A 24,932-nucleotide genomic window follows, 5' to 3' on the forward strand; every position below is an offset into this window, starting at 1 on the left:
ATTCACGGACAAACTATTATTTCATTATTATCGTCAATGTGAAATCAATCGACATAGATCAAATCGACCTGCAGCTTCTGGATGCCCAGCAGCAGGATGCCTCCCAAAGCAACCAGTCGCTGGCCGAGCGCTTCAACATCTCCGCCCCCACCTGCCTCCGGCGCGTGCGGCGGCTGCGCGAGGCTGGCTGGATCGAGCGCGAGGTCGCGATCCTCAGCACAGAGCGCGTCGGCGCACTGCTCACCGCCGTGATCGAGGTCTCGCTGGATCGCCAGGACGCCGCTGCCCTCGACGCGTTCGAAGCGCGCGTGACGCCGGACGATGCCGTGCAGCAGTGCTACCGGGTTTCGCCGGGGCCGGATTTCGTGTTGATTGCCACCGTGCGCGACATGCCCGGCTACCAGGCGCTCGCGCAGCGCCTCTTCACCATCGATGCCAATGTGCGCAACGTGAAGGCCTTCTTCAGCTTGAAGCGGGCGAAATTCACTTCGCGCGTGCCTCTGCCGATCAGTCCTTCGGCGGCTTCGTCGGGCGCTGCCAGTTCGCGAAGCTGACCTGCCGCGCGCGCGCCACCGTCAAGGCGCCCGGCTCGGTGCTCTTGGTCACGGTCGAGCCGCCGCCCACCGTGCCGCCGGCGCCGATCGTGACCGGCGCCACCAGCACGCAGTTGCTCCCCACGTGCACGTCGTCACCGATCACCGTGCGGTGCTTGTTGGCGCCGTCGTAGTTGGCCGTGATGCTGCCGGCACCGTAGTTGACGCGCGCGCCGACCGTGGCGTCGCCCAGGTAGGCCAGGTGGTTGGCCTTGGCACCGGCAGCCAGGGTCGAGTTCTTCACTTCGACGAAGTTGCCGATGTGCACTTCGGCGCCCAGGCGGGCCCCGGGCCGCAGCCGCGCGAAGGGGCCGATGCGCGAACCCTCGCCGACCGTCACGCCGGCCTTCTCGCCGTCGATGTGGGTGAAGGGATGGATCACCGCGCCGGTCTCGACGCGCGCGTTGGCGATCACGCAATTGGCACCCACGCGCACGCCCGCCCCCAGCGACACCGCGCCTTCGAAGACGCAGTTGACGTCGATCTCCACATCCGACTCGCAAGCCAGGGTGCCGCGCAGGTCGAAGCGCGCCGGGTCCGCGAGCCGCACGCCCTGCGCCATCAGCGCATCGGCCTGGCGAAGCTGATAGGCCCGCTCGAGCGCGGCAAGCTGCGCCGGGCTGTTGACACCGGCCACCTGCAACGCGTCGTCGGTACGGTGCGCGACCACGGGCACGCCATCGATGGTGGCGAAGCCGACCACGTCGGTCAGGTAGTACTCCCCCTGCGCGTTCTTGTTGTCCAGGCGTGCGAGCCAGGTCTTCAGCAGCTGGGCCGGCACCGCCATCACGCCGCTGTAGATCTCGCGGATCGCGCGCTGCGCCTCGTTCGCGTCCTTCTCTTCGACGATCGCCAGGACTTCGCCGTCGCCGTCCTGGGCCGCAGGGGCCCGCACGATGCGGCCGTAGCCGGTCGGATCGTCGACCCGGATCGTGAGCAGCGCGAGCCGGCGCCCGCCGCTTTGCGCCACCAGCGCGCGCAGGGTGGCCTCGCCGATCAGCGGCACGTCGCCCGACAGCACCACCACCGTGCCGTCGTCGGGCAGGAGCGGTGCGGCCTGCTGCATCGCGTGGCCGGTGCCGAGCTGCGGCACCTGGCGCGCGAACAGGGGCACCCTGCCGCTCGCGCCGCTTTCTAGCGCGGCTTCGACATCGGTCGCGCCATGCCCCGTCACGACCACCACGTGGCGCGCGCCGATGCGCTGGGCGGTGTCGACCACGTGCGAGACGAGTGCGCGCCCGCCCAATCGATGCAACACTTTGGGCAAGCTGCTCTTCATGCGCGTGCCCTTTCCGGCCGCCATGATGACGACGTCGACCGGTTCCTGGTTGTCCTGCGGAGTCTTGTTCATGCCTCTTTCCCGAATGCGGATGCGTTGCGCAAAGCTGGCGCGAATTATCGGCGTGCTGCTCGTCGCCTCCGCGCTGGCCGCCTGCAGCGCGATCAAGCTGGCCTACAACAACCTGCCCGCATTCAGCTACTGGTGGCTCGACGGCTACCTCGACTTCGACGGCGCGCAGTCGCCGCGCGTGCGCGACGAGCTCGTGCAGCTCCTGGCCTGGCATCGCCAAAACGAGTTGCCGAAGATCGTCGCGCTGCTGCAGAAGGCCCAGGCCCTCGCGCCCGGCGATTTCACGCCGGCGCAGGCCTGCGAGATGGGCGATGAGGTCCGAGCGCGCATGGTGGCAGTAGCGGAGCATGCCGAGCCCGCCGGCGCCGATCTCGCCCTGCGCCTGGGCGACGCGCAGTTGCAGCAGCTCGAGCGCAAGTACGCCAAGATCAATGCCGACTACGGCAAGGACTGGCTCGAACGCAGCCCCGCCCGCTGGCAGGAGAAGCGCTACGAGCTGCTTCTGGATCGCAACGAGGACTTCTATGGCCGGCTCGATCCGTCCCAGCGCGAGCTGCTGAGGCAGCAGGTGGCGCAGTCGGCGTTCGATCCGCGCTTCATCGACAGCCAGCGCAGGAAGCGCCAGCAGGAGACGCTTGCCCTGTTGCGCCGCTTCCAGGCCGAGAAGACGCCGCCGGCCGAAGCGCGCGCAGCCATCCATGCCTACGTGCAGCGCATCGCCGACCCACCGCCCGGGCCGGCTCGCGACCGGCAACGGGCGCTGCTGCAGGAGGGCTGCCGCAACATGGCGGCGCTGCACGAGCGCACCAGCGCGTCCCAGCGCGAGCAGGCGGCACGGCGGCTCAAGGCCTACGAACGCGACCTGGTCGAGCTGATGGCCGCGCCGTGATGTCTTGCCGCATCGACCTATAGAACATTTGTTTACACTCGAGCGCGATCAACTGCGACCCTCCATGAACATCACGCTCTGCACGCTTTTCGAACGGAACTACCACTTCGGCGTCGCGGCGCTGGCGAATTCGCTGATCGCCGCGGGCTACACCGGCGAGCTGTGGGTCGGCTACCGCGGTGCCCTGCCGGGCTGGATCGTCGATTCGCCGGCCTTCGACCGCGCCACCGGCCGCCTGCAGGCAGCGCCCGGGCTGGTGCTGTGCATGCTGGAGCTCGACACCCCGCTGCACTTCACCTACTACAAGCCGACCTTCATCCGCGAGATGCTGGAGAAGCATGCGCCGCAATCGGATGTCGTGGCCTACATCGATCCGGACATCGTCGTGAAGTGCGACTGGCCCGCGCTGACCGGCTGGTTCACCGAAGACGGGATCTCGCTGGCCGAAGACGTCAACTGGTGCCTCCCTGCGCGGCATCCCAAGCGGCTGCTGTGGGCGCGCTTCTTCGAACCGCACGGCGCCACGCCGCGGCGCGGGCTCGACCGCTACTACAACGCGGGCTTCATCGCGGTCTCGCGCGCGCATCTCGAGTTCCTGGACCTGTGGCGCCGCCTGTGCGACCTGGTGGTGGCCTACAACGAGCATGCCAAGGAGCTCAAGGCCGGCGGTTCCGCCGCCCTGTTCCATTCGACCGACCAGGACGCGCTGAACTTCGCCCTCACCGTCTGCGAGGCGCCGCTGAACACGGCCGGGCCGGAAGCCATGGATTTCGCGCCCGGCGGCTACTACCTTTCGCACGCGGTCGGCTCGGTCAAGCCCTGGCATGGCGGCCACATCCGCCAGGCCCTGCGCGGAATGCCGCCCTCGGCCGCGAGCAAGTGGTACTACCGCTTCGCCAACGCGCCGATCAAGGCGTATTCGGACGGCGAGCTCGCCAAGCGCCAGCTCTCGCTGAAGATCGCCGCCGCCATCGGCCGGGTCTACAAGCGCGCCTGAGCCTCGTCGACGGCGTCCTTGCGCCACTCCAGCCAGCGCACGGCCAGGAGGAAGTACTGGTAGCCGAAATTAGCCAGGCTGGTGGCAATGCCGAAGCCGAGCACCGAGCGCAGATCGCTCACGCCCACCAGCCACAGATAGAGGATCTGGGTGATCAGCGTCACCGCGATGCTGTAGGTCTGGCCCGCGGTCGCGCCGCGGACCGACAGGGTGCGGAAGGCAAAACCCGAGGCGTTCATCAGGATCGAGGCCAGGAACACCATCCACACCAGCGGCGTCATGCTGGTGTACTGCTTGCCCAGGAGCAGGATCCAGTACTGCGGGAAGAAGAAGGAAGTCAGCAGGACCAGGGCGCCCATGGCGAAATAGGCCACATGGGCCTGTGCCACGATCGCGCCGAGGCGCGCGCCCACCGGCGCCCGCGCGATGGCCGGGAACAGCAGGGTGTTGGTCACCCGGTCGACCACGATCAGCACCATGGCCAAGCGGCCGAAGGCGCCGACCTCGGCCATCATGCTGGCGGTGCCGAACAAGGACACCAGGAACACGGTGATCACGCCCTGCACCTGGTAGAAGATGGCCGGCAGCACCAGCGGCTTCGCGATCCGCAGCACCTGGGCGTCCACCTTCTTCGTGTCGGCCGCATCGAGATGGGCATCCGGCAACTGCTGTGTCCTGAAGGCCTTGCGGTACAGCATCACGCTGACGAAGCTCGCCGCGGCGGTCGCCGCCACGATGCCGGTCACCGACCAGGACGTCGCGGGCAGCAGGAGCACCACGCCGACGAAAGCGATGCGCACGCAATGGGACGAGAAGGCGATCCGGTTCAGGGTCGGGATCTGGCCAAGGATCAGCAGCACCGTGTTGGCGTAGTGCTCCCTGAGCGCCAGCAGGACGACGGCGACCATGAGCAGCGACGCTGTGAGATAGGCCCACCCGGCCCACGCATGCTGCTGCGAGGTGTAGAACCAGTAGGGCCCGATCACGGCCAGGCCCAGCGCCAGCAACAGCCAGCGCTTGCGGAACACCTGGTGGCAGACGCCCACGACCCACGGCACTTCGCCCGCGCGCTGGCCGACGATGGGCAGGGTGCAATGGGCGAGCCCGAGGTCGGTGATGCCCAGGATCAGCGTCATGCACGCGACCAGGAAGGTGTAGGCCGCGTACTGGTCCTTCGGCATCACGTTGACGATGAGCAGGCCGGCAATGCCGCCGATGGCCACCCCGAAAGTTTCGACGCCGCCAACCATGGCGACCTGGCGCAGACGGGACAGGAGTTTCACAGAGGCAGCGCAGTCAGGGGGTTGGCCGGCGGCTGCCGGGTCGGGGCTCGTGCCCGGGATTTCCGGGCGGGGCCTCTACGATACGCGATGGCCGTGACCAAGGCCTGTTAACAGGCCCTAGATCAGCGGCGTGGGCCGCAGCGGCCGCTCGAAATAGTCGCCCAGCGTCTCGAGCACTTGCGGCTCGAGGATGCGCAGCCATCCGCTGTCGAGCTTGTAGAGCCCGAGCTGCTGCAGCCGCCGCAAAGTCTTGTTGGTGTGCACCAGCGACAGGCCCAGTGCATCGGCGATGTGCTGCTGGTTGAACGGAAACACGACCCAGCCCTCGCGGGCCATGTCGACGCGTTCGGCGCGGCGGTAAAGATGCATCAGCAGCATCGCGACCCGCTCGGCCGCGTTGCGCCGGCCGGCGGTCACGAGGTTGTCGTCCACCATCTTTTCCTCGCGCGCCGCCAGCCACGTGATGTCGTAGCCCAGCTTGGGCTGGCTGTGAAACAGGTCCCAGAGCTGGTCGCGCGCAAAGACGCACAGCGTGACCGCGGTCACCGCCTCGACGCCGTGCGTGTGACTCTCGGCAAACTCGTCCTGCAGCCCGATGAAGTCGCCCGGCAGCAGGAAGCTCAGGATCTGCCGCCGGCCGTCGCTGAGCGTCTTGAAGCGAAAGGCCCAACCGGAATAGAGCGTGAACAGCTGCGCGCTGGGTCGGTCTTCCTCGACCACGGGCCGGCCGGCATCGACGACGCGCGTGCCCGTGCGGAAGGACTGGATGGCATGCAGTTCCTCGGGTGATACGGGCAGGAAAGCGGGGTTGCGGCGCAGGCCGCACTCCTCGCACGGATGGGCGCAGCGCGGCGGATGGACAGGGGCCGGATAGTCCTCGAATTTCACCGACCCACTATAGGCCTTGCGCCTATGTCTTTTCACATTTCGCGCGCTGTTCGGCGCACCTACACTGCGCTCGCTTCCAACCCGCGACCGAATGACCGAACTCCACGAGATCCTCTATTGCAGCCTGCTGGCACCCGGCCAACCCACCGAAGTCGTGGGCCAAATCGTGACTCGGGCGCGAGCCCGCAACGCAACGGAGGGAATCACGGGACTGCTGGTGTTCGACGGCATGCGCTTCTGCCAGCATTTCGAAGGCCCGCGAAAGCAGGTGCTGGGCCTGCTGAACCGCCTGGAGGCCGACCCGCGGCACATCGAGATGCGCGTGGTCTATGAAGGCGGACTCTCGAAACGCCGCTACCAGCGCTTCGAGATGGGCCTGGCCCAGACCGAGGACGATGAGGAAGGCGAAGACCTCGCCATCCTTCAGCAACTCGACGGGGCCGAGGCGCTGGAGCGCTTTCTGGCGCTGCGCCCCCGCCTCGACATTGCTGGATAGCCGGCAAACCCCGACGGGCTAGGCCGTCGCGACATCCCAGCTGTAAGTGGCGCCGCGGCTGTCCCAGGGCTCCATCACGATGCGCTCGCCGGCGGCGACGGCCAGCGTTTCGCCCGGTGCGAGCACCAGGTCTTCGCTGCCCCAGACATCGGTGGCATCGCGCGTGACCCACACCCGGCCTTGCCGGATGCGCAGGATGCTCGCGCTGGAGGCTCTGAGACTGGTCGCCTCGCCCGCGGACAGCTGCCATGCACCCCGGCGCACGGCCGGCGGTACGGCAGCCGGACGTGCCAGGGCCGGGGACGGGAACGTAGAGGTGGTGGTGCAAGCGGCGGACATGTGAGACTCCTGTAGAGGGTTTTCTCCGAAACGCAATTGCGCGCTTCGGGAATGAATGATCGGCGCTTCCCCGTTGGCGGTCCAATGAAAACGCGGTAGCCTACTGATTCCGCTTTCGCATCAATCCAGCCCCACCCCATGCAGCATTCCCAGACCCATCTGCGCTCCCGCCCGATCTCGGCCGGTCACCTGCGCGCCTTCGAGGCCGTGGCGCGGCACCTGAACTTCCGCGCCGCGGCGGAAGAAATGGCGCTGACCCAGTCGGCCGTGAGCCGGCAGATCCAGTCGCTGGAAGAAGAGGTGGGCGTGAGCCTGTTCCTGCGCCATACGCGCGCGGTCGAGCTCACGAGCGCCGGCGCCCAGTTGCTGCTGGCGGTGCAGCAGTCGCTGCCACGCATCGACGGCGCGGTGCGCCAAATCCGGCAGAGCGCGGGCCGCAAGAGCGTGTCGCTCACGACTTTTGCCTCCTTCGCCTCGATGTGGCTGATCCCGCGGCTCGAGGCCTTCCAGCGCGACAACCCCGAGATCGACATCCGCATCGACGCCACCGACACGGCGCTGGACATGGACCTCGCGGACATCGACATCGCGCTGCGCTACGGCCCCGGCGAGAGCATGCCGGCCGGCGCGGTGCGGCTCTTCGGCGAAACGCTGACGCCGGTGGCGAGCCCCTGGCTGATCAAGAGCAACCCCGCGATCAAGGCGCCGGCCGACATCGCGCGTTTCGCGCTGATCGAGGCCGGCGATGCGCACCGCACGCACCTCGAATGGCTCACCTGGCGCCGCTGGTTCGAAGTCAACGACCTGCATCGGGCGCAGCCCAAGCGCTGGCTCTATTTCAACTACGCCTACCAGATGGTGCAGGCCGCGCTCACCGGCCAGGGCCTGGTGCTGGCACGCAGCTCGCTGATCGCCGAGAGCCTGGCCAACGGCGACCTGGTCGAGGTGCTGCCGCAGCACCGCATGGATTCACCGATGGCCTACTGGCTGATCGTCGGTCCGCGCAACGCGCAGCGGCCCGAGATCAGGGACTTCTGCGACTGGCTGCAATCGCAGGCCGCGGTCACGCGCGAGACCATCGGCGAAGTGCCAGACCCCGACACCGTCGATCAGCTGGACTGAATCAGCCCGCCGGCCAGACTACGCCGTTGTCGTTGAGGATGGCGTCGAGCGGCAGATCGTGCGCCTCAGGCTCGAACTCCTCGATGTAGCCGTTCGTGAAGCCGAGCCCCACGGTGAAAGGCCGCGGCTCCAGCGCCGCCAGCGTGCGGTCGTAGAAGCCGCCGCCGTAGCCCAGGCGGTAGCCGCCGGCGCTGTAGCCCAGACAGGGCACGAACAGCAGCGTGGGCACGATCAGCTCGGTGTCCTTCGGCTTCGGAATGTTGAAGGCGTCGTTCTCCATCGGGCAGCCCGGATACCACGCGCGAAAGGTCAGGATCTTGTGGACGCGGTCGACCACCGGCAGGCCGATGCGCCGGCGGTGCGGCTCGTCCAGCAATTCCCCGTCTTCCTTCCAGCGGTGCAGCGCGGGCAAGGGATCGAACTCGCCCTTGATCGGCCAGTAGGCGCCGATCACGGTGTCGGGCCGGCCGACCAGCCAGATCCGCATCACGCGCTGCAGCAGGTCGGCGCGCGCGAGGCGGTCGGGCATGGCGAGGCGCTGCTCGATCAGCGCTTTTCGCAGCTGTTGCTTGAGAAAGTTGGCAGTTGCCGAGGTGTCGGCACCCTTTGACTTGTCCATAATCGCCCGATGCAGTTTGCAAGCATTTTGGCACCCGCGCCCCGCCGGCCCCGCGCGCCCTTCTCCACCCTCGTTCTTTCGCTCGTCCTCGCCACCGCGGCACTGCTGCAGCCGGCCTGCGCGCAAAACCGCGACGACGACGTGCTGGTGCAAATGAAGCAGGCCTTCCAGCGCGGCGACAAGGCGCGTCTCGCGGCCCTGCTGCCGCAGGCAAGAGGCCACGCGCTGGAACCCTGGGCCGCCTACTGGGAGCTCAAGGCGCGCCTTCAGGAAGCGAGCGCCTCCGAGGTGCAGGACTTCTTCTCGCGCTACGCCGGCACCTACCAGGAAGACCGCCTGCGCAACGACTGGCTGATGCTGCTCGGCCAGCGCCGCGACTGGGACGGCTTCGCCACGCTGCACCCGGCCTACCGCATGAACGACGATGCCCAGGTGCGCTGCTACGCCATCCTTGTCGAAACGCTGCGCGGCGGCAACGCCACCAAGGCGCAGGCCGACGAAGTCCGCCGCAACTGGCTGGGCCAGCGCGAGCTCGACGACGGCTGCCTGACCGCGGCCGACCGCATGATCGCGGCCGGCCAGATGTCGCCCAACGACGCATGGAAAAAGGCGCGCCTTTCCATCGAGGCCAACCGGCCGCAGGCGGCCCGCGCCGCGATCCTCCTTGCCGCGCCCGATGCCGTCGCGCAGTTCGACGAGCTGAATGCCAGCATGGCCAAGTTCCTGACCGGCCGCGCCTTCGTCGCCACCAAGGCGCGCAAGGAACTCGTGGTGCTCGCGCTGATCAAGATGACCATCGCCGACCCGGACATGGCGGCCTCCCAGCTCGAGAGCAAGTGGGGCCCGATGCTGACGTCGGAGGAGCGCAACTGGCTCTGGGGCGCGATCGGCCGCCAGTACGCCGTCAAGCTCTCGCCGGCGGCGGGCGGCGCCTTCGCGAACGTCACGAAGAACGGCGACCTCTCCGACGACATGCTGGCCTGGAAGACGCGCGCCGCGCTGCGCAGCGGCCACTGGAAGAACGTGCAGGCCGCGATCGATGCCATGAGCGAATCGACGCAGCAGGATCCGACCTGGATCTACTGGAAGGCGCGCGCCCTCCACGCCCAGGGCGGTGACGAGCGCCGCGCCCAGGCGCGCGCGCTGTTCGAAAGCATTGCCGGCACGCGCGGCTTCTACGAACTGCTGGCACTCGAAGAGCTGGGCGAGCGCGCCACCGTGCCGACCCGCCCGGCGCCGCTCACGGCCGAAGAAAAGGACGCGGCACGCAACAACCCGGCGCTCAACCGCGCTCTCAACGCGATCGCGATCGGCCTGCGCCCCGAGGGCACGCGCGAGTGGAACTACGCGACCAACCTGCACGACAAGGGCGGCATGGGCGACCGCGAACTGCTGGCCGCGGCCGACCTCGCCTGCCAGCGCGAAGTGTGGGACCGCTGCATCAACACCAGCGAGCGCACCAAGGGCATGATCGATGTCGAGCAGCGCTACCCGATGCCCTTTCGCGACACCGTGGTGCGCAAGAGCGAGGAAATCGGCCTCGACCCGGCCTACGTCTACGGCCTGATCCGGCAGGAAAGCCGCTTCATCATGGACGCGCGCTCGGGCGTCGGCGCCTCGGGCCTGATGCAGGTGATGCCCGCCACTGCGCGCTGGACTGCCAACAAGATCGGCCTCGCGGGCTTCACGCCCGGCCAGATCAACGACCGAGACACCAACATCACCATCGGCACCAACTACCTCAAGCTCGCGCTCGACGACTTCGACGGCTCGATGGCGCTGGCCGCCGCGGCCTACAACGCCGGCCCGGGCCGGCCGCGCAACTGGCGCAACGGGCCGGTGATGGAAGCGGCCATCTGGGCCGAGAACGTGCCCTTCAACGAGACCCGCGACTACGTCAAGAAGGTGCTCGCCAACGCCACCAACTACGCGGCCCTGATCACCGGCCGGCCGCAATCGATCAAGGACCGCCTCGGCAACGTGGGCCCACGCGACGCCGCCGAGCCCGAGCCCAACAAGGACCTGCCCTGATGGCCTGGTGGGACGAAGCCGCGAGCACCATCGCGGCCGAGTTCTCGGACGTCGGCGACGTCGCCCAGTTCACGCGCATCCTGGTGCGCCTCTTTCTCGCGGCGGTGCTGGGCTTCGCGCTCGGTTTCGAGCGCGAACAGCACGGCAAGGCCGCCGGGGTGCGCACCCACATGCTGGTGGCGATCGGCTCCGCGCTCTTCGTGCTCGTGCCTCAGCAGACCGGCATCGTGCCGGCCGACATGAGCCGCGTGATCCAGGGTCTGGTGGCGGGCGTGGGTTTTCTCTGCGCCGGGACCATTCTCAAGCAGGGCCGGGACGAACGGCACGTGGAGGGCCTCACCACCGCGGCCGGCCTCTGGATGACGGCCGCCATCGGCATGGCCAGCGGACTCGGACGCGAGGTGACCGCGATACTCAGCGCCCTGCTGGCGCTGGCCGTGCTTGCGCTGGTGCCGCGACTGGTGGAGCTGATCGAGCGGATGATCGGCCCGCCTCCCGGCGGCGGTGCGAACGGGAAACCCCGCGTGATCGCCTCGCCCGACGACGAAACCAGGCGCTGAGCATCAATGGCGCACGCCTTCGGCATCAATCGCGCGCTGCCCAGCCGCTAGCATCGAGGGCTTTGCAGCAACCTGGAGGACCGCGATGCCCAAGCTCTACATCGGCAACAAGAACTACTCGTCCTGGTCGATGCGGCCCTGGGTGCTCATGAAGCAGGCCGGCATCGCGTTCGAGGAAGTCATGGTGCCCTTCGACGACTTCGATGCCGACTCGCACTTCAAGAAGACCATCCACGCGATCAACCCGACCGGCCGCGTGCCAGTGCTCGTGGACGGCGCCACCATCGTCTACGACACGCTGGCGATCTGCGAATACCTCGCCGAGAGCCATCCCGACAAGGCCCTCTGGCCGCGCGACATGGCCCAGCGCGCGCATGCGCGCAGCATCTGCGCCGAGATGCACGCAGGTTTCGGCGCACTGCGCACCCACTGCGGAATGAACATCGAGGCGGACCTGCGTGAGCAGGGCCGGATCATCCTGCGCGACAAGCCGGAGGTGGGTGTCGACCTCGCGCGCATCGTGCAGATGTGGAGCGGCCTCCTGGAAACCCATGGCGGGCCGATGCTGTTCGGCGAGTTCGGCATCGCGGATGCGTACTTCGCGCCGGTCGGCGTGCGCATCAGGACCTTCGGCCTGCCGGTGCCTGCCGCGATCACAGCCTATATCGAGCGCGTACAGCAGCTTCCCGGCGTGAAGGCCTGGATCGATGAGGCGCTGGTCGAGAAGCGCTTCGTCGTCATCGACGAACCCTACCGAATCGAGCGCTGAGCGAGATCCGGCATGAGGGGCCAGCACCTAAACTGCGTCCCATGCAAACCTATCTCGTCGGCGGCGCGATCCGCGATGCGCTGCTGGGTCGGCCCGGCAGCGATCGCGACTGGGTCGTGGTCGGCGCCACGCCCGAAGAGATGGTGGCCAAGGGCTTTCTGCCGGTGGGCCGCGACTTCCCGGTGTTCCTGCACCCCAAGACGCGCGAGGAATACGCGCTGGCGCGCACCGAACGCAAGAGCGCGCCCGGCTATCGCGGCTTCACCATCCATGCCGCGCCCGACGTCACGCTCGAGCAGGACCTGGCCCGGCGCGACCTGACGGTCAACGCGATCGCGCTGCCGGCAAACAAGGCCGCCAGCGCCATCGACACAGCGCACCTGATCGACCCCTTCCACGGCCGGCACGACCTTGCGCAGAAGCTGCTGCGCCACGTGACCGATGCCTTCCGCGAGGACCCGGTGCGCATCCTGCGCGTCGCACGCTTCGCGGCCCGCTTCACCGACTTCGAGGTCGCCCCCGAGACCATGGCGCTGATGCGCGAGATGGTCGCGGCCGGCGAAGTCGATGCGCTGGTGCCCGAGCGCGTCTGGCAGGAGCTCGCGCGCGGGCTGATGGAAGCCAGGCCCTCGCGCATGTTCGAGCTGTTGCGCGATTGCGGGGCATTGGCCGTGCTGCTGCCCGAGCTCGACCGGCTGTGGGGCGTGCCGCAGCCCGAAGCCCATCACCCCGAGGTCGACACCGGCCTGCACCTCATGATGGTGCTCGACATGGCGGCGCGGCTCGAGGCGCCGCTGGCGGTGCGCTTCGCCTGCCTGGTGCACGACCTCGGCAAGGGCAGCACGCCGCCCGAGGTACTGCCGCGCCACATCGGCCACGAGCAGCGCGGCGCGGCGCTGCTGCAGGCTGTGTGCGAGCGCTGGCGCGTGCCGGTCGAGCTGCGCGAACTGGCCGAGGTGGTGGCGCGCGAGCACGGCAACATCCATCGCAGCGGCGAACTCAATGCGACGGCGCTGGTGCGGCTGCTCGAACGCTGCGATGCATTTCGCAAGCCGGAGCGCTTCGAACAGGCGCTGCTGGCCTGCGAATGCGACGCGCGCGGGCGGCTCGGGCTCGAGGACAGCGCCTACCCGCAGCGCGAGCGCCTGCTGGCGGCACTCGGCGCGGCGCAATCGGTCGAAACGGAGCCCATTGCACGCGACGCACAGCTGGCGGGTGCAGCGGGCCCGAAAATCGGCGAGGCAATCGCCCGTGCGCGGGTTGCCGCCGTTGCAGCTGCGCTTCCGCCGCGCGCCTAGAAGACCGATTTGCGGTCTTGGCCGACGCCCCCCACTGCCCGAGTCTGCTATGGTTTTCCCCTAAATGCAGACGCCCCCCCGCCTCACGCCAGACGCTGCCCTGTTCCTCGATTTCGACGGCACGCTCGTGGCCATTGCCGAGACGCCCGAAGCGATCGAGGTGCCGACCTCCCTGGTCGCTCTGCTCGACGACCTGCACGACCTGCTGGGCGGCGCGCTGGCGGTCGTGTCTGGCCGGCAGATCGACGTGCTCGACCGCTTCCTTGCACCGCTGCGCCTGCCGGCCGCCGGCGAGCACGGCGTGCAGCGCCGCGATGCCGAGGGCCGGATGCAGGAGCAGCGCGCACCCGACCTCAGGATGGTGCTGGACGTCGTCAACGAGCTCGCGCGCGTCTACGAAGGCCTGCTGGTGGAACGCAAGCATGCCGCGATCGCCCTGCACTACCGGCTCGCGCCCCAGCTCGAAGCCGTCTGCCGCGACGCGCTGCTGCGCGCGATCGACGGCCAGCCGCAGCTGGAGCTGCTGCACGGCAAGTTCGTGTTCGAGGTCAAGCCCGCGGGCATCAACAAGGGCGTCGCGATCGACGCCTTCCTGCGCGAAGCGCCCTTCGCCGGCCGCATGCCGGTCTTCGCCGGCGACGACACCACCGACGAAAGCGGCTTCGCCATCGTGCAGCCGCGCGGCGGCGTGGCGATCAAGGTCGGATCGGGCCCCAGCCTGGCGCTGCACCGGCTGGATTCCCCGCGCGCCGTGTTCGAATGGCTGGTCCAGGCACGCGATCTGCTCGCGGGACCGGAATCCGACACGGAAGGAAAACCTGCATGACGACGAATCTGAAAGAGGTCGCCGCGCCCGAAGACCGCGCCGGCGAGTCGATTGCCGGCGCCGCCGGCGCGAGCGACAAGGCAGCGCCGCATCCCGAGGTGCTGGACGCACCCGCTGCCCGCCGCGGCTTCGTTGCGCCGGCCAACCCCTCGCTGAAGCTGGGCGTGATCGGCAACTGCGCCTTCAGCGCGCTGGTCGACGAGCGCGGGCGCATCGTCTGGTGCTGCCTGCCGCGTTTCGACGGCGAGCCGGTGTTCAACGCGCTGCTGCATCCGGCCGAGGATGCGAGCGCATGGGCCATCGAAATCGAGGACTTCGCATCGGCCAAGCAGTGGTACGAGCCGAACACCGCCGTGCTGCGCACCCAGCTCTTCGACAGTGCGGGCCAGGGCCTCGAGATCACCGACCTGGCGCCGCGCTTTCACAGCCGCTCGCGTTATTTCAGGCCGCTCACAATCGTTCGCCGCGTCAGGCCGATCCAGGGCACACCGCGCATCCGCGTCTCGCTGGCCCCTCGCTTCCAGTGGGGCGCGACGGCGCCGACCATGACGCGCGGCAGCAACCACATCCGCTATGTGGGGCCCGACTTCGCGTTGCGTCTCAACACCGACGCCCCGGTCTCGCACGTGCTCTCGCGCCAGCCCTTCGTGCTGTCGCGCGAGCACAACTTCGTGTTCGGCGCCGACGAGACGCTGACCGACGGCATCGCCGACACGGCGCGCCATTTCGAGCAGGAAACCATCGCCTACTGGCGCACCTGGAGCAAGCGGCTCGCGATCCCCTTCGAGTGGCAGGACGCGGTGATCCGCGCCGCGATCACGCTCAAGCTCTCGCTCTACGAGGACACCGGCGCCATCGTCGCCGCCATGACCACCAGCATTCCCGAGGCGCCGGGCAGCCAGCGCAATTGGGACTACCGCTTCTGCTGGCTGCGCGACGCCTTCTTCGTGGTGCGCGCGCTCAACAGCCTGTCCGAGGTCGGCACCATGGAGGACTACCTGCGCTGGCTCAGCAACGTCGTGATCGGCTCGCACGGCCAGCACATCCAGCCGCTCTACGGCATCGGCCTGGAGCGCGAACTGCCCGAGTCCTTCGTCGAAGGGCTGGCCGGCTACCGCGGCATGGGGCCGGTGCGCGTGGGCAACCAGGCGCAGGAGCACTTCCAGCACGACGTCTACGGCAACATCGTGCTCGGCGCCTCGCAGGCCTTCCACGACCACCGGCTGCTCAGCCGCGCCGGCGTGGCCGAGTTCCCCCACCTCGAAGCCGTGGGCGAGCAGGCCATCCGCGTCTACGGTACGCCCGATGCCGGCATGTGGGAGCTGCGCACGCGCGCGCGCGTGCACACCAGCTCGGCGCTGATGAGCTGGGCCGCCTGCGACCGGCTCGCGAAGGTGGCGCGCGCGCTCGGCCTGCCGGAGCGCGCGGCCTACTGGCACGGCCACTCCTCGCGCATGCACGAGGAGATCCTCACCAAGTCCTGGTGCGAGGAGCGCCAGGCCTTCGCCGAGAGCTTCGGCGGCCACGAGCTCGATGCGAGCATCCTGCTGATGGCCGAGGTCGGCCTGATCGATGCGCGCGACCCGCGCTTCATCTCGACCGTCGAGGCCATGGAGAAGTCGCTCTGCGACGGTCCCTACATGCGCCGCTACGAGGCGGCCGACGATTTCGGCAAGCCCGAGACGGCCTTCAACATCTGCACTTTCTGGCGCATCGACGCCCTGGCCAAGATCGGCCGCAAGGCCGAGGCGCGGCAGATCTTCGAGACCATGCTGGCGGCACGCAATCCACTGGGCCTGCTGTCGGAAGACACGCACCCGGTCACGGGCGAGATGTGGGGCAACTTCCCGCAGACCTATTCGATGGTCGGCATCATCAATGCGGCGGTGCGGCTGTCGGCTCCCTGGGATTCGTGCATTTGAAACCGGCCGCGATCACAAGGAGCCCATGAGCCGTCTCGTCGTCATTTCCAATCGCGTTGCCGATCCGCGCAAGCCCGCGGCCGGCGGGCTGGCCGTGGCGCTCGGCGAAAGCCTGCAGCTGACCGGCGGCCTGTGGTTCGGCTGGAGCGGCACCATTGTCGAGAACGGCCCGACCGGCGAAGGCGATATGCACCGGCAGCAGGCCGGCAAGGTCACGCTCGCCACCCTCGACCTCGGCCGCGAAGACCACGACAGCTACTACCTCGGCTACAGCAACGACGTGCTGTGGCCGGTGTTCCACGACCGGCTGGACCTGGCCAACTTCGAGGCCAGCTTCATCGGCGGCTACCGGCGTGTGAACCAGCTGTTCGCGCGCAAGCTGCTGCCGCTGCTGCAGGACGACGACATCATCTGGGTGCACGACTATCACCTGATCCCGCTCGCGGCCGAGCTGCGCGCGATGGGGTGCAGGCAGCGCATCGGCTTCTTCCTGCACATCCCGCTGCCGCCGCACATCATCATGGCGGCGGTCCCGCAGCACGAATGGCTCATGCGCTCGCTCTTCGCTTACGACCTGATCGGCTTCCAGGCCCAGCAGGACGTGCAGCATTTCGAGCAGTACGTGCGCAACGAGGCCAACGGCGCCTTCATGGGCAACAGCATCTACCGTGCGTACGGCCAGACCGTGCGCTGCGGCGCCTTCCCGATCGGCATCGACGTCGACGAGTTCGCCGCGCTCACGCATGCCAAGGAATCGCGCGACATGTACGAGACCATGAAGCGCGAGTACTCGAGCCGGCGCCTGCTGCTGGGCATCGACCGGCTCGACTATTCCAAGGGCATCCCGAACCGCGTGCGCTCCTTCCGCGAACTGCTGGCCAACTACCCCGAGAACCGCCGCAGCGCGACCCTGATCCAGATCGCCTCGCCCACGCGCGAGACGGTCGACGCCTACGCCGACATCCGGCGCGAGCTCGAATCGCTGTGCGGCGCCATCAACGGCGACTACGGCGAGCTCGACTGGATGCCGGTGCGCTACATCCACCGCATGGTGGCGCGCAAGCGCGTGCCGGGGCTGTGCCGTGCGGCCGCGGTCGGACTGGTGACGCCGCTGCGCGACGGCATGAACCTGGTGGCCAAGGAATACATCGCCGCGCAGGACCCGGCCGATCCGGGCGTGCTGGTGCTCTCGCGCTTCGCCGGTGCGGCCGAACAGTTGAAGGAAGCGCTGCTGGTGAACCCCTACGACACGCACGGCACCGCCGAGACCGTGCAACAGGCGCTGCAGATGCCGCTGGAAGAGCGCCGCGAACGCCACCAGAAGCTGCTGGCGCGCATCCGCGAGCAGGACGTGCACTGGTGGCGGCGCAGCTTTCTCGAGGCGCTGCGCGCGGCCGAGAGCGTGCGCTAGCTCGCGAAGAGCAACTGCACCAGCCGCGCGACGCGCGAACTCACGGCCGGCACCGCGGGCGCCGCTTGCGGCACGCCCCTGAGGCGCGCCGGCGCCAGCGCGGTGACCTCGATCCAGCCGCCGCGCCCGGCAAGGTAGGCCTCGCCTTCGTCGAAGCTGTTCTCCACGCTGAACACGGTGTCGCCGAACCAGGACGGCGGCGACACGATGCGCACGCGGCCTTCCATGACCAGCAGCGAGGCGCCCGCATCGACCGCCAAGCGCAGCGATTGGCCGGGCTCGAGCCGCGTGGTTTCGGAAAGATCGCTGGTCATGGCTGGCCTCTTTCGATGCAGAGTGGGGATGGCTGAATCGTAGGCAGCGGGCTGCCGCAAAAACAGGCACAGCCAAGGGCAATCGGAAGCGCAACAGTGGCGCTCCGAACCCATCTGTTATGGTCGTTTTCCCCCGCATCTGCATCTGTTTTCCCTGCCCTCATTGCCGGAGCATCGAAGCCATGGACTCACCCCCGCTCTACCGGCAGCTGGCCACGCACTACCTCGACGCGATCCGCGCCGGCTCGCTCAAGCCCGGCGACAAGCTGCCCTCGCTGCGGCGCCTGATGCGCCAGCACGACATCAGCCTCTCGACCGCGCTGCAGCTGTGCCGCGCGATGGAGAGCGAAGGCTGGGTCGAGGCGCGCGAGCGCTCGGGCTACTTCGTGCGGCGCCCGCGGCGCCTGTCGATCGCGGCCATGGACGAGCCCGCGGCCGACCGGGCGCCCGACCCGGCGCAGTACGTCGGCATCCACGCCAAGGTGTCGGACTTCGTGGCGCGCCGCCGGCAGATCCCCGAGAAGCTCAACCTCTCCATCGCGCGCGGCGCGCCGGAGCTCTATCCGGCCGAGGCGCTGCGCAGCGCCATGACGCGCATGCTGCGCCAGCACCCCGGCATGCTGGCGGTCGCCGCGCCGCTGAAGGGCCATCGCCAGTTCCGGGAGGTGCTCGCCCAGCGCAGCCTGCGCGTGGGCATGACGATCTCGCCGGAGGACATCCTGGTGACCAACGGCTGCATCGAGGCGCTCAACCTCGCGCTGCGTGCCGTGGCGCAGCCGGGCGACACGGTGGCCGTGGAGTCGCCCACCTTCTACGGCCTGCTGCAGGTGCTCGAGAGCCTGGGCATGCGCGCGCTGGAGATCCCGACCAGCCCGCAGACCGGCATCTCGATCGAGGCGCTGGAACTCGCGATCCGCACCTACGACAACATCAAGGCCGTGGTGGTGGTGCCTCACCTGCAGAACCCGCTGGGCAGCGTGATGCCCGATGCCCACAAGGCGCGGCTCGCGCAGCTGTGCGAGCAGCACGCGATTCCCTTGATCGAGGACGACACCTACAGCGAGCTCATCGATGCGCAGATGCCGCCGCGCGCGCTCAAGTCCTGGGATGCCAGCGGCAACGTGATCCATTGCGCCTCGCTGCACAAGATCCTCGCGCCCGGCCTGCGGCTGGGCTGGATCGCGGCCGGGCGCTGGCAGGCGCGCGTGGAGATGCTCAAGTTCGCGCAGACGCGCAACAACGAGGGACTCTCGCAAGGCGCGGCCGGCCTGTTCATGGCCACCGGCGCCTACGATCGCCACCTGCGCCATCTGCGCAACTGCCTGAAGACGCAGCGCGAGCAGACCGCCGATGCGATCGCGGGCTACTTTCCTGCAGGGACCCGCATCAACCTGCCACCCGGCGGGCTGCAGCTGTGGGTCGAGCTGCCCGAGCGCCTCTCCTCGTCGCGGGTCTTCGATGCGGCGCTGGCCGAGCGGATCGTGGTGGCGCCCGGCACGCTGTTCTCGAACTCCTCGCGCTTCGACCACTACATGCGCATCAACTGCGGTTGGCCCTACGGCGAGACGGTCGATGCCGCCCTGCGCCGCCTGGGCCAGATCGTCGAGACGTTGAGCCGGGGCGCAGGGAAGGCACAGACGACTCGGCCATCGCCTGCACCCGCCTGGTCGCCTGAGGCGCGCCGGCTTCAGTCGAGCAGCGCCAGCGCCGCGTAATCACCCACCTTGTCGCCCAGCCCCGCGGGCACCAGCACTGCACCGCGCGTCAAAGCGACCAGCTTGCCGTCGACCTGCGCCTGCAGGCGCGGCAGCAGGAAATCGCGGTTGTTCCAGAACACGCTGCCGCCCAGGCTGATGCGCTGCAGATCGAGCGTGGCGACCAGGTTGTAGAGCATGCGGCCCATCACACGGCACAGCGCATCGGTGGTGGCCAGCGCCTGCGGATCGCCCGCGGCCGCCGCGGCGAAGAGCTCGAGGGCCGAATGCGCGAAGCGGCGCGCGATCGAGTTGCCGGCGGCCAGGCCCTCGACGTCGCCGACATTGCCGCAGCCGCACAGCGCGTTGCTGTCGTCGTCGACCACGAAACTGTGGCCCGCATGGCCCGCATTGCCGTTCTTGCCGTGCAGGATGCGGCCGTCGACGCACAGGCCGACGCCGACGCCGGTGCTCCAGGTGACGTAGGCGCAATGATCGGCGCCCTGCAGCGCGCCCCAGCGGCGCTCGGCCTCGAGCGCGGCCACCGCGTCGTTCTCGACCCGCACGTGGTCGAAGCGCCGCTTGAGCGGCGCCTCGACGATCGCCGTCATCCATTGGTTGGGCAGGCCGCGCGCCGGACCCGCGATGCCGCCGCAGATATTGGGCGTGGCGAGTTCGACCATGCCGTCGCGCAGCACGAAGGGACCGGCCGAGGACACGCCCACGCGGTCGATCGAATCGGCGGCGATGCCCTGCTCGGCGCAGATCTCGTCGATGAGCCGCAGGATCTGCAGCGCCACCGCATCGTTGTCGCCGGTCTTGGCGGTCGGTTCGCTGCGCCGGCCGATCAGCGGGGATGCGCTGTCGGCCGACAGGCTCACGGCCACCTTGGTGCCGCCGATATCGACACAAGCTCTCATCGAATCAAATCCACTTTGCGATCAAGGCTGCGATCGTGCTGAGCACCACCGTGCTTCCGATCGGCAGCTGCCATTCGCGCCCGAAGGCGCGGAACTCGAAGTCGCCGGGCAGGCGCCCGAAGCCGTAGCGCCGCAGCCACTCGGTGAGCCCGCTCATCAGGACCAGTGCAAGCACGACGACGATCAGCCAGCGAATCATACGAAGAGTCTAGCTCTGCCAGCGACAGGCCGCCCGAACGCATGACGCAAAACTCCAAGACCGCGGGGCCGCGTCTGCGGATCATCGAAGCTCTTTCCAATTCGAGGAGCACATCATGTTCGACCCCACCCCCCGCGCCGGGCTGGCCGGCCTGCTGTGCGTGCTGGCCGCCGGCATCGGCGGTTGCGATGCGCGGGGCGCCATTCATTCGGCAGCCCAGGCCACCGAGGCCTGGAGCGACCACGGCAAGGTCATCGTCTGGCAGGGCATGGAGGAGCCGCGCGAACGCACATCCGCCGCGCGGACCGAAGGCGCGGGTGGCCCTGTCAACGATCTGTGAGGAAGGCGCGGTGGCCGCAGCCGGCTTCTCAGGCCGCCAGCCGCAAGGCCGGCGGCATGACCGTGCGATGCGCGAACGCCGAACGCAGCGCGGCCGCAGCCCCGTCGCCGTCGCGCAGATGGCGCGGCGTCACGCCGGCGGTTTCGCCGAAAACGCGCGTCATGTGCGCCTGGTCCGCAAAGCCGTGTTCCGCGGCCACCTGCGCCAGCGGCATGCCGTCGGCGATCGCGCAGGCCGCGCGCTGGAAGCGCACCAGGCGCGCGTAGGTGCGCGGCGCCACGCCGAGACAACGCCGGAAATCGCGCTCGAGCTGGCGCCGGCTCACGCGGTGCCGGCGCGCCAGCTCGTCGATCGGCGTGTCGGCCGCGTCGAGCAGCGACATCGCCGCGGCGGCCGCGCGCTCGACCTGCCAGCCCAGCGGGCGGCGTTCGCCAAAGCGGGTTTCGAGCCAGCGTCCGAGGACCGCACCGCGCTCCTCGCCGGACGTCGCATCGATCAGCGCAATCAGGCCCAGCAAGGCCGGATGCCGCGAGGGCGCGATCGCCGCGTGGATGGCGTGAACTGACATCGAAAGAACTTCCGCGAGACAGTGAGGGGAGCATCGATTGTTCGGATCACGGTGCGGGTTGTCGTGGGGCGACTGTCCCGGTTCGAGCGCTGCGGGTGCGCCGGACGGGTGATCGGGCGGGACAAAGGTCCCGCGTCGACTGCTTGCTTCAGCGGCCGCCTGCCGCGCCCAGCACCGCGAGCGCCTCCCGGTGCAGCGCCGGCGTGGCCGCGGCGATCACGCGGCCGTCGGACTGCAGGCCCAGCGGCTGGCCCTGCCAGTCGGTGATCACGCCGCCGGCCGCCTCGATCAGCCCGGCGGGGCCCAGGTAGTCGTAGGGCTGCAGGCCGGTCTCGACCACCAGGTCGATGGTGCCGCCCGCGAGCTGCGCGTAGCCGTAGCAGTCGCCGCCGAAGCGGCGCATCGCGCAGCGGCGGCTCAGCGTGTCGAAGGCCTGCCAGTCGGCGGCATTGAAGATGTCGGGCGAGGTGGTGACGATGCGCGCCTCGGCAACAGCGCTGCAGCTGCTCGCGCGCACCGCCTGCCCATTGCGCTCGGCACCGAGGCTGTGCAGGCCGACCCAGCGTTCGCCGAGCACCGGCATGTCGATCATGCCGAGCTCGACGCGGCCGCCGCGCACCAGCGCGATCAGCGTGCCCCAGAGCGGCGAACCGGTGATGAAGCTGCGCGTGCCGTCGATCGGGTCCAGCACCCAGACGCTCGCGGCATCCACGCGCTCCAGGCCGTGCTCCTCGCCGAAGATGCCGTCGGCCGGGCGCTCCCGGCCGAGGATCTCGCGCATCGCGGTCTCGGCCGCGCGGTCGGCCTGGGTGACCGGACTCTCGTCGGCCTTGGCAATGATGTCGAGCGGCGTGCGGAACAGGCGCAGCGAATGCGCGGCCGCGGCGTCGGCCAGCGCGTTGGCGATGCGCAGATCGTCTTGCGAAGGGAGGTGGGAGCTCATGGCGCGAGAAGGCAAAAAAATAGATTAAACCTGACAGCAGGCTGCTTTGACGCCCCACGCCCAGCGCCGCTAGCATCGGCTGGACTTGCGTGACCCGCTCTTTGGAGTCCGATGCCAATGAACACACTTCGATTCCTGCAAGCCCTGCTGGCCGCGATGGCTTTTGGGCTGTGTGCGGCCAGCCCGACCCACGCCACCCCCTCGGCCTCTGAGCAGAGGGTGATCGAGACCCTGATCCAGCGCGTTGCCAGCCAAAAATCGATGAAGTTCATGCGCAATGGCGAGGAGCACGATGCCACGGAAGCGGCGCAGCACCTGCGCGCCAAGTACGACCACTTCAAGGACAAGATCGTGACCGCCGAGGACTTCATCCGGCTGTGCGGCACGCGCTCCGAAGTGACGAAGGTGCCCTACAAGGTCCGAACGGCGGACAAGCGCACGCGCAACTCGAGCGATTTCCTGAAGGACGAGCTTCGCCTGGTGAGACGTCAGGCCAAGGCCTGAAGCGCTTCGTCGCGGCCAGGCTTCAGAACGGCAGATCGCCCTCGATGGTCGTTCGGTAGAGCTTGCGTCGCAGTTCGTCGGGCGTGCCCGCGGCCAGGTGCATCAGCGAGCGGTTGTCCCAGAACACCAGGTCGTGCGGCGCCCAGCGGTGGCGGTACACGTACTCGGGCTTCACGCTGTGCGCGAACAGCTCGGCCAGCAACGCATCGCTTTCCTCCTGCGGCAAGCCGACGATGCGGGTCGTGAAATGTTCGCTGACGAACAGCGCCTTGCGGCCGGTTTCGGGATGGGTGCGCACCACGGGCTGAACCGCGGGCGCGACCTTGTCGATCTGGGCCTGCGAGAGCTTGGGGCGCCACGGATTCTTGGCGCGCAGTTCCTCGTACTTGGCGAGGTAGCTGTGCTCGGCCTTCAACGGCAGGATGCGTTGCTGCATCCCGAGGCTCAGGCCCTCCCAGGCGAGATGCTGGTCGGCGAAGAGCGTGTCGCCGCCTTCGCTCGGCAGTTCCTGCGCGTGCAGCAGCGAGCCGAGGCTGGGATGGGGCTTGTAGGAAATGTCGGAATGCCAATAGGCGCCTGCGTCGCCGAGGCCGAGCGGCTCGCCGTCTGCCTTCTTGATGTTGGAGACGATCAGGATCTCGGGATGGCCCTCGAGATGAAACTGGTGCAGCACATGGATCTCGAGCGGGCCGAAGCGGCGGCTGAAGGCGATGTGCTGGTCCGGCGTGATCTGCTGGTCGCGGAACACGAGCACGTGGTGGTCCAGGTGCGCGCGGTGGATGCGCCTGAAATCGGCTTCGTTGATTGGCCTTCCGATGTCGAGGCCGACGATCTCGGCGCCGACCGGTGCATCGAAGGGGCGCACCTCGAAGTCCTGATGCGGCGCGGTATCTGCGGTCGGGGCGGCAGTCATGCGGCCCATTCTCGACGAATTGTCCAACCGCTTCAGAGCGTGTGGCTGCGGTCGCCCTCGGCAAAGCCCAGGGCGTCCCAGGGCTCGCCGGCCGCGAAGCCGATCACCTTGAACAGCTCGCCCATCTCGTGCTCGTGGATCAGGCGCGCGGCCAGCGTGCGCTCCGCCAGGGACGCCTGCTCCATCATCGGCAGGATGCCCGCGTTGAGCAGAAACCTCGCCTGGCTCGTGTAGCCCAGCACCTCGAGGCCGGCCTCCTGGCCCGCGAGCGCCACACCGGTGAAGTCGACGTGGGCCGTGATGTCCTTCTCCCCCACCTCCGCCAGCGGATCGCCGTCCGCCTGGTGGCCGCGGTGGCACATCACGGTGCCCATGTGGCGCTGCGGGTGGTAGTACTCGGCTTCGGGAAAGCCATAGTCGATGAAGAAGGCCGCGCCCTCTTTCAGCCTGTCGGCCAGCGTGGCAATGAAGGCCTGGGCCTGCGGATGGATTTCGGTCAGGTAGTCGTGCGCGCCCTCCACCTCCACCGGCGGCCGCAGTTCGGTCGGACGGTCTTCCCAGACGAAGCCCTCGCCCCGGCGCACCACGCCGCGTTCGAACCACGCACCGCCGCTGCGCGCCAGCAGCTGCACCGGCATCGCATCGAGCACCTCGTTGCCGACCACCACGCCGCGCATCGTCTCCGGCAGCTCGGCCAGCCACTCGACCTTGCCGGCGTGGCGCGCCAGCGCCTGCTGCTGGCGCTCACGCAGCGTGCCGGACAGGTCGACGATGCGATAGCGCTCGACGCGATCGCCCAAAGCGTCGAGCAGCTGCAGCGCGAGCGCGCCCGAGCCGGCGCCGAACTCCCAGAGCTCGTCGGTGCCGGTCTTCGCCAGCGCCTCGGCCACCTGCACGGCCAGGGCGCGGCCGAACAGCGGCGTGAGCTCGGGCGCGGTCACGAAGTCGCTGCCCGAGGCGGGCATCTGGCCGAACTTGCGGCTCGCGTTGGCGTAGTAGCCCAGGCCCGGCGCATAAAGAGCCAGGGCCATGAAACGGTCAAATGGCAGCCAGCCTCCGGCGCGCTGCAGGGTGGCATCGATAATCCGGGTCAAGGGGGTGGCGCGTTGCGCGCTGTGCTCCTGGTTCATACGGGAAATCTAT

General features: G+C 68.7%; 27 protein-coding genes. 15 read left to right on the top strand and 12 right to left on the bottom strand.

The annotated features are described in order from the left end of the window. The first annotated feature begins 38 nt into the window (after positions 1-38). The gene (locus tag ACSQ86_RS24280) at positions 39-554 is read left to right on the top strand and encodes an Lrp/AsnC family transcriptional regulator (RefSeq protein ID WP_436309711.1); all 516 of its coding nucleotides are present in this window, start codon (positions 39-41) and stop codon (positions 552-554) included. On the opposite strand, the gene glmU is transcribed toward ACSQ86_RS24280, so the two are convergent. Then, entirely contained in the window at positions 508-1,944 is a 1,437-nt protein-coding gene (gene glmU, locus ACSQ86_RS24285; RefSeq protein ID WP_436309712.1) for a bifunctional UDP-N-acetylglucosamine diphosphorylase/glucosamine-1-phosphate N-acetyltransferase GlmU, read from the bottom strand. The genes ACSQ86_RS24280 and glmU overlap by 47 nt on opposite strands. Between glmU and ACSQ86_RS24290 the strand changes: the two genes are divergently transcribed. After that, positions 1,943-2,833 carry a DUF6279 family lipoprotein gene (locus ACSQ86_RS24290; protein WP_436305392.1) on the top strand — a complete coding sequence of 297 codons (891 nt, stop codon included), beginning with the start codon at positions 1,943-1,945 and terminating at the stop codon, positions 2,831-2,833. The two genes, glmU and ACSQ86_RS24290, sit on opposite strands and share 2 nt — an antisense overlap. 64 nt (positions 2,834-2,897) lie before the next feature. Then, a complete protein-coding gene (locus tag ACSQ86_RS24295; protein ID WP_436309713.1) occupies positions 2,898-3,830 on the top strand; it encodes a hypothetical protein in 933 nt (310 codons plus the stop codon). On the opposite strand, the gene ACSQ86_RS24300 is transcribed toward ACSQ86_RS24295, so the two are convergent. Beyond that, positions 3,815-5,113: a hypothetical protein gene (locus ACSQ86_RS24300; RefSeq protein ID WP_436309714.1), complete on the bottom strand. Its 1,299-nt coding sequence runs from the start codon at positions 5,111-5,113 to the stop codon at positions 3,815-3,817. The two genes, ACSQ86_RS24295 and ACSQ86_RS24300, sit on opposite strands and share 16 nt — an antisense overlap. Before the next feature lie 117 nt (positions 5,114-5,230). Further along, positions 5,231-6,001 (bottom strand): Crp/Fnr family transcriptional regulator, encoded by a 771-nt coding sequence (locus tag ACSQ86_RS24305; protein WP_436305395.1) that lies wholly within the window; start codon positions 5,999-6,001, stop codon positions 5,231-5,233. A gap of 91 nt (positions 6,002-6,092) precedes the next feature. On the opposite strand from ACSQ86_RS24305, the gene ACSQ86_RS24310 reads away from it, so the two are divergent. Continuing rightward, positions 6,093-6,497: a BLUF domain-containing protein gene (locus ACSQ86_RS24310; RefSeq protein WP_436305396.1), complete on the top strand. Its 405-nt coding sequence runs from the start codon at positions 6,093-6,095 to the stop codon at positions 6,495-6,497. A gap of 18 nt (positions 6,498-6,515) precedes the next feature. Here the strand turns inward: ACSQ86_RS24310 and ACSQ86_RS24315 are convergent, their stop codons facing one another. Further along, positions 6,516-6,836: a DUF2917 domain-containing protein gene (locus ACSQ86_RS24315; protein WP_436309715.1), complete on the bottom strand. Its 321-nt coding sequence runs from the start codon at positions 6,834-6,836 to the stop codon at positions 6,516-6,518. 138 nt (positions 6,837-6,974) lie between these two features. Here ACSQ86_RS24315 and ACSQ86_RS24320 point away from each other — a divergent pair, with 138 nt between their 5' ends. Beyond that, on the top strand, positions 6,975-7,958 hold the full coding sequence (locus tag ACSQ86_RS24320; RefSeq protein WP_436305398.1) for a LysR substrate-binding domain-containing protein: 984 nt from the start codon (positions 6,975-6,977) through the stop codon (positions 7,956-7,958). Between the two features lies 1 nt (position 7,959). Here the strand turns inward: ACSQ86_RS24320 and ACSQ86_RS24325 are convergent, their stop codons facing one another. Continuing rightward, a complete protein-coding gene (locus ACSQ86_RS24325) occupies positions 7,960-8,577 on the bottom strand; it encodes a 5-formyltetrahydrofolate cyclo-ligase (protein WP_093104122.1) in 618 nt (205 codons plus the stop codon). 9 nt (positions 8,578-8,586) lie between these two features. Here ACSQ86_RS24325 and ACSQ86_RS24330 point away from each other — a divergent pair, with 9 nt between their 5' ends. From ACSQ86_RS24330 to otsA, 7 genes are all read left to right on the top strand, one after another. Then, entirely contained in the window at positions 8,587-10,608 is a 2,022-nt protein-coding gene (locus tag ACSQ86_RS24330; RefSeq protein ID WP_436309716.1) for a transglycosylase SLT domain-containing protein, read from the top strand. Continuing rightward, a complete protein-coding gene (locus ACSQ86_RS24335) occupies positions 10,608-11,168 on the top strand; it encodes an MgtC/SapB family protein (protein WP_436305401.1) in 561 nt (186 codons plus the stop codon). Before ACSQ86_RS24330 ends, ACSQ86_RS24335 begins: the two co-directional genes overlap by 1 nt. 85 nt (positions 11,169-11,253) lie before the next feature. Then, positions 11,254-11,937 carry a glutathione S-transferase family protein gene (locus ACSQ86_RS24340; protein WP_436305402.1) on the top strand — a complete coding sequence of 228 codons (684 nt, stop codon included), beginning with the start codon at positions 11,254-11,256 and terminating at the stop codon, positions 11,935-11,937. 41 nt (positions 11,938-11,978) lie between these two features. Then, positions 11,979-13,235 (top strand): multifunctional CCA addition/repair protein, encoded by a 1,257-nt coding sequence (locus tag ACSQ86_RS24345; RefSeq protein ID WP_436309717.1) that lies wholly within the window; start codon positions 11,979-11,981, stop codon positions 13,233-13,235. Between the two features lie 64 nt (positions 13,236-13,299). After that, positions 13,300-14,061 carry a trehalose-phosphatase gene (gene otsB, locus ACSQ86_RS24350; protein WP_093104113.1) on the top strand — a complete coding sequence of 254 codons (762 nt, stop codon included), beginning with the start codon at positions 13,300-13,302 and terminating at the stop codon, positions 14,059-14,061. Continuing rightward, on the top strand, positions 14,058-15,983 hold the full coding sequence (locus ACSQ86_RS24355) for a glycoside hydrolase family 15 protein (RefSeq protein WP_436305404.1): 1,926 nt from the start codon (positions 14,058-14,060) through the stop codon (positions 15,981-15,983). Before otsB ends, ACSQ86_RS24355 begins: the two co-directional genes overlap by 4 nt. A 25-nt stretch (positions 15,984-16,008) precedes the next feature. Beyond that, a complete protein-coding gene (gene otsA / locus ACSQ86_RS24360; protein WP_093104110.1) occupies positions 16,009-17,394 on the top strand; it encodes an alpha,alpha-trehalose-phosphate synthase (UDP-forming) in 1,386 nt (461 codons plus the stop codon). Here the strand turns inward: otsA and ACSQ86_RS24365 are convergent. Continuing rightward, positions 17,391-17,708, bottom strand: a complete 318-nt coding sequence (locus ACSQ86_RS24365; protein ID WP_436309718.1) for a hypothetical protein — start codon at positions 17,706-17,708, stop codon at positions 17,391-17,393. The two genes, otsA and ACSQ86_RS24365, sit on opposite strands and share 4 nt — an antisense overlap. Positions 17,709-17,890: 182 nt before the next feature. Between ACSQ86_RS24365 and ACSQ86_RS24370 the strand changes: the two genes are divergently transcribed. After that, entirely contained in the window at positions 17,891-19,423 is a 1,533-nt protein-coding gene (locus tag ACSQ86_RS24370; RefSeq protein WP_436305406.1) for a PLP-dependent aminotransferase family protein, read from the top strand. On the opposite strand, the gene ACSQ86_RS24375 is transcribed toward ACSQ86_RS24370, so the two are convergent. Together ACSQ86_RS24375 and ACSQ86_RS24380 are read right to left on the bottom strand one after the other, a co-directional pair. After that, on the bottom strand, positions 19,396-20,322 hold the full coding sequence (locus ACSQ86_RS24375; protein ID WP_436309719.1) for an ROK family protein: 927 nt from the start codon (positions 20,320-20,322) through the stop codon (positions 19,396-19,398). The two genes, ACSQ86_RS24370 and ACSQ86_RS24375, sit on opposite strands and share 28 nt — an antisense overlap. Positions 20,323-20,326: 4 nt before the next feature. After that, on the bottom strand, positions 20,327-20,521 hold the full coding sequence (locus ACSQ86_RS24380; RefSeq protein WP_093104104.1) for a DUF2905 domain-containing protein: 195 nt from the start codon (positions 20,519-20,521) through the stop codon (positions 20,327-20,329). Between the two features lie 115 nt (positions 20,522-20,636). Between ACSQ86_RS24380 and ACSQ86_RS24385 the strand changes: the two genes are divergently transcribed. Further along, a complete protein-coding gene (locus ACSQ86_RS24385) occupies positions 20,637-20,861 on the top strand; it encodes a hypothetical protein (protein WP_436305408.1) in 225 nt (74 codons plus the stop codon). A gap of 28 nt (positions 20,862-20,889) precedes the next feature. On the opposite strand, the gene ACSQ86_RS24390 is transcribed toward ACSQ86_RS24385, so the two are convergent. After that, positions 20,890-21,429: a helix-turn-helix transcriptional regulator gene (locus tag ACSQ86_RS24390; RefSeq protein ID WP_436309720.1), complete on the bottom strand. Its 540-nt coding sequence runs from the start codon at positions 21,427-21,429 to the stop codon at positions 20,890-20,892. Between the two features lie 148 nt (positions 21,430-21,577). Continuing rightward, the gene (hisN, locus tag ACSQ86_RS24395) at positions 21,578-22,372 is read right to left on the bottom strand and encodes a histidinol-phosphatase (RefSeq protein ID WP_436293587.1); all 795 of its coding nucleotides are present in this window, start codon (positions 22,370-22,372) and stop codon (positions 21,578-21,580) included. Positions 22,373-22,489: 117 nt separating this feature from the next. Between hisN and ACSQ86_RS24400 the strand changes: the two genes are divergently transcribed. Then, positions 22,490-22,876 carry a DUF5329 family protein gene (locus ACSQ86_RS24400; RefSeq protein ID WP_436305409.1) on the top strand — a complete coding sequence of 129 codons (387 nt, stop codon included), beginning with the start codon at positions 22,490-22,492 and terminating at the stop codon, positions 22,874-22,876. Between the two features lie 22 nt (positions 22,877-22,898). On the opposite strand, the gene ACSQ86_RS24405 is transcribed toward ACSQ86_RS24400, so the two are convergent. Both ACSQ86_RS24405 and ACSQ86_RS24410 read right to left on the bottom strand, forming a co-directional pair. Beyond that, positions 22,899-23,789: a TauD/TfdA dioxygenase family protein gene (locus ACSQ86_RS24405; protein ID WP_436309721.1), complete on the bottom strand. Its 891-nt coding sequence runs from the start codon at positions 23,787-23,789 to the stop codon at positions 22,899-22,901. A 32-nt stretch (positions 23,790-23,821) separates the two neighbouring features. Continuing rightward, the gene (locus ACSQ86_RS24410) at positions 23,822-24,919 is read right to left on the bottom strand and encodes a class I SAM-dependent methyltransferase (protein ID WP_436305411.1); all 1,098 of its coding nucleotides are present in this window, start codon (positions 24,917-24,919) and stop codon (positions 23,822-23,824) included. Between the last annotated feature and the right edge of the window lie 13 nt (positions 24,920-24,932).

Origin of the sequence: Variovorax sp. LjRoot130 (assembly GCF_964253755.1) — a bacterium.
GTDB lineage: Bacteria > Pseudomonadota > Gammaproteobacteria > Burkholderiales > Burkholderiaceae_C > Variovorax.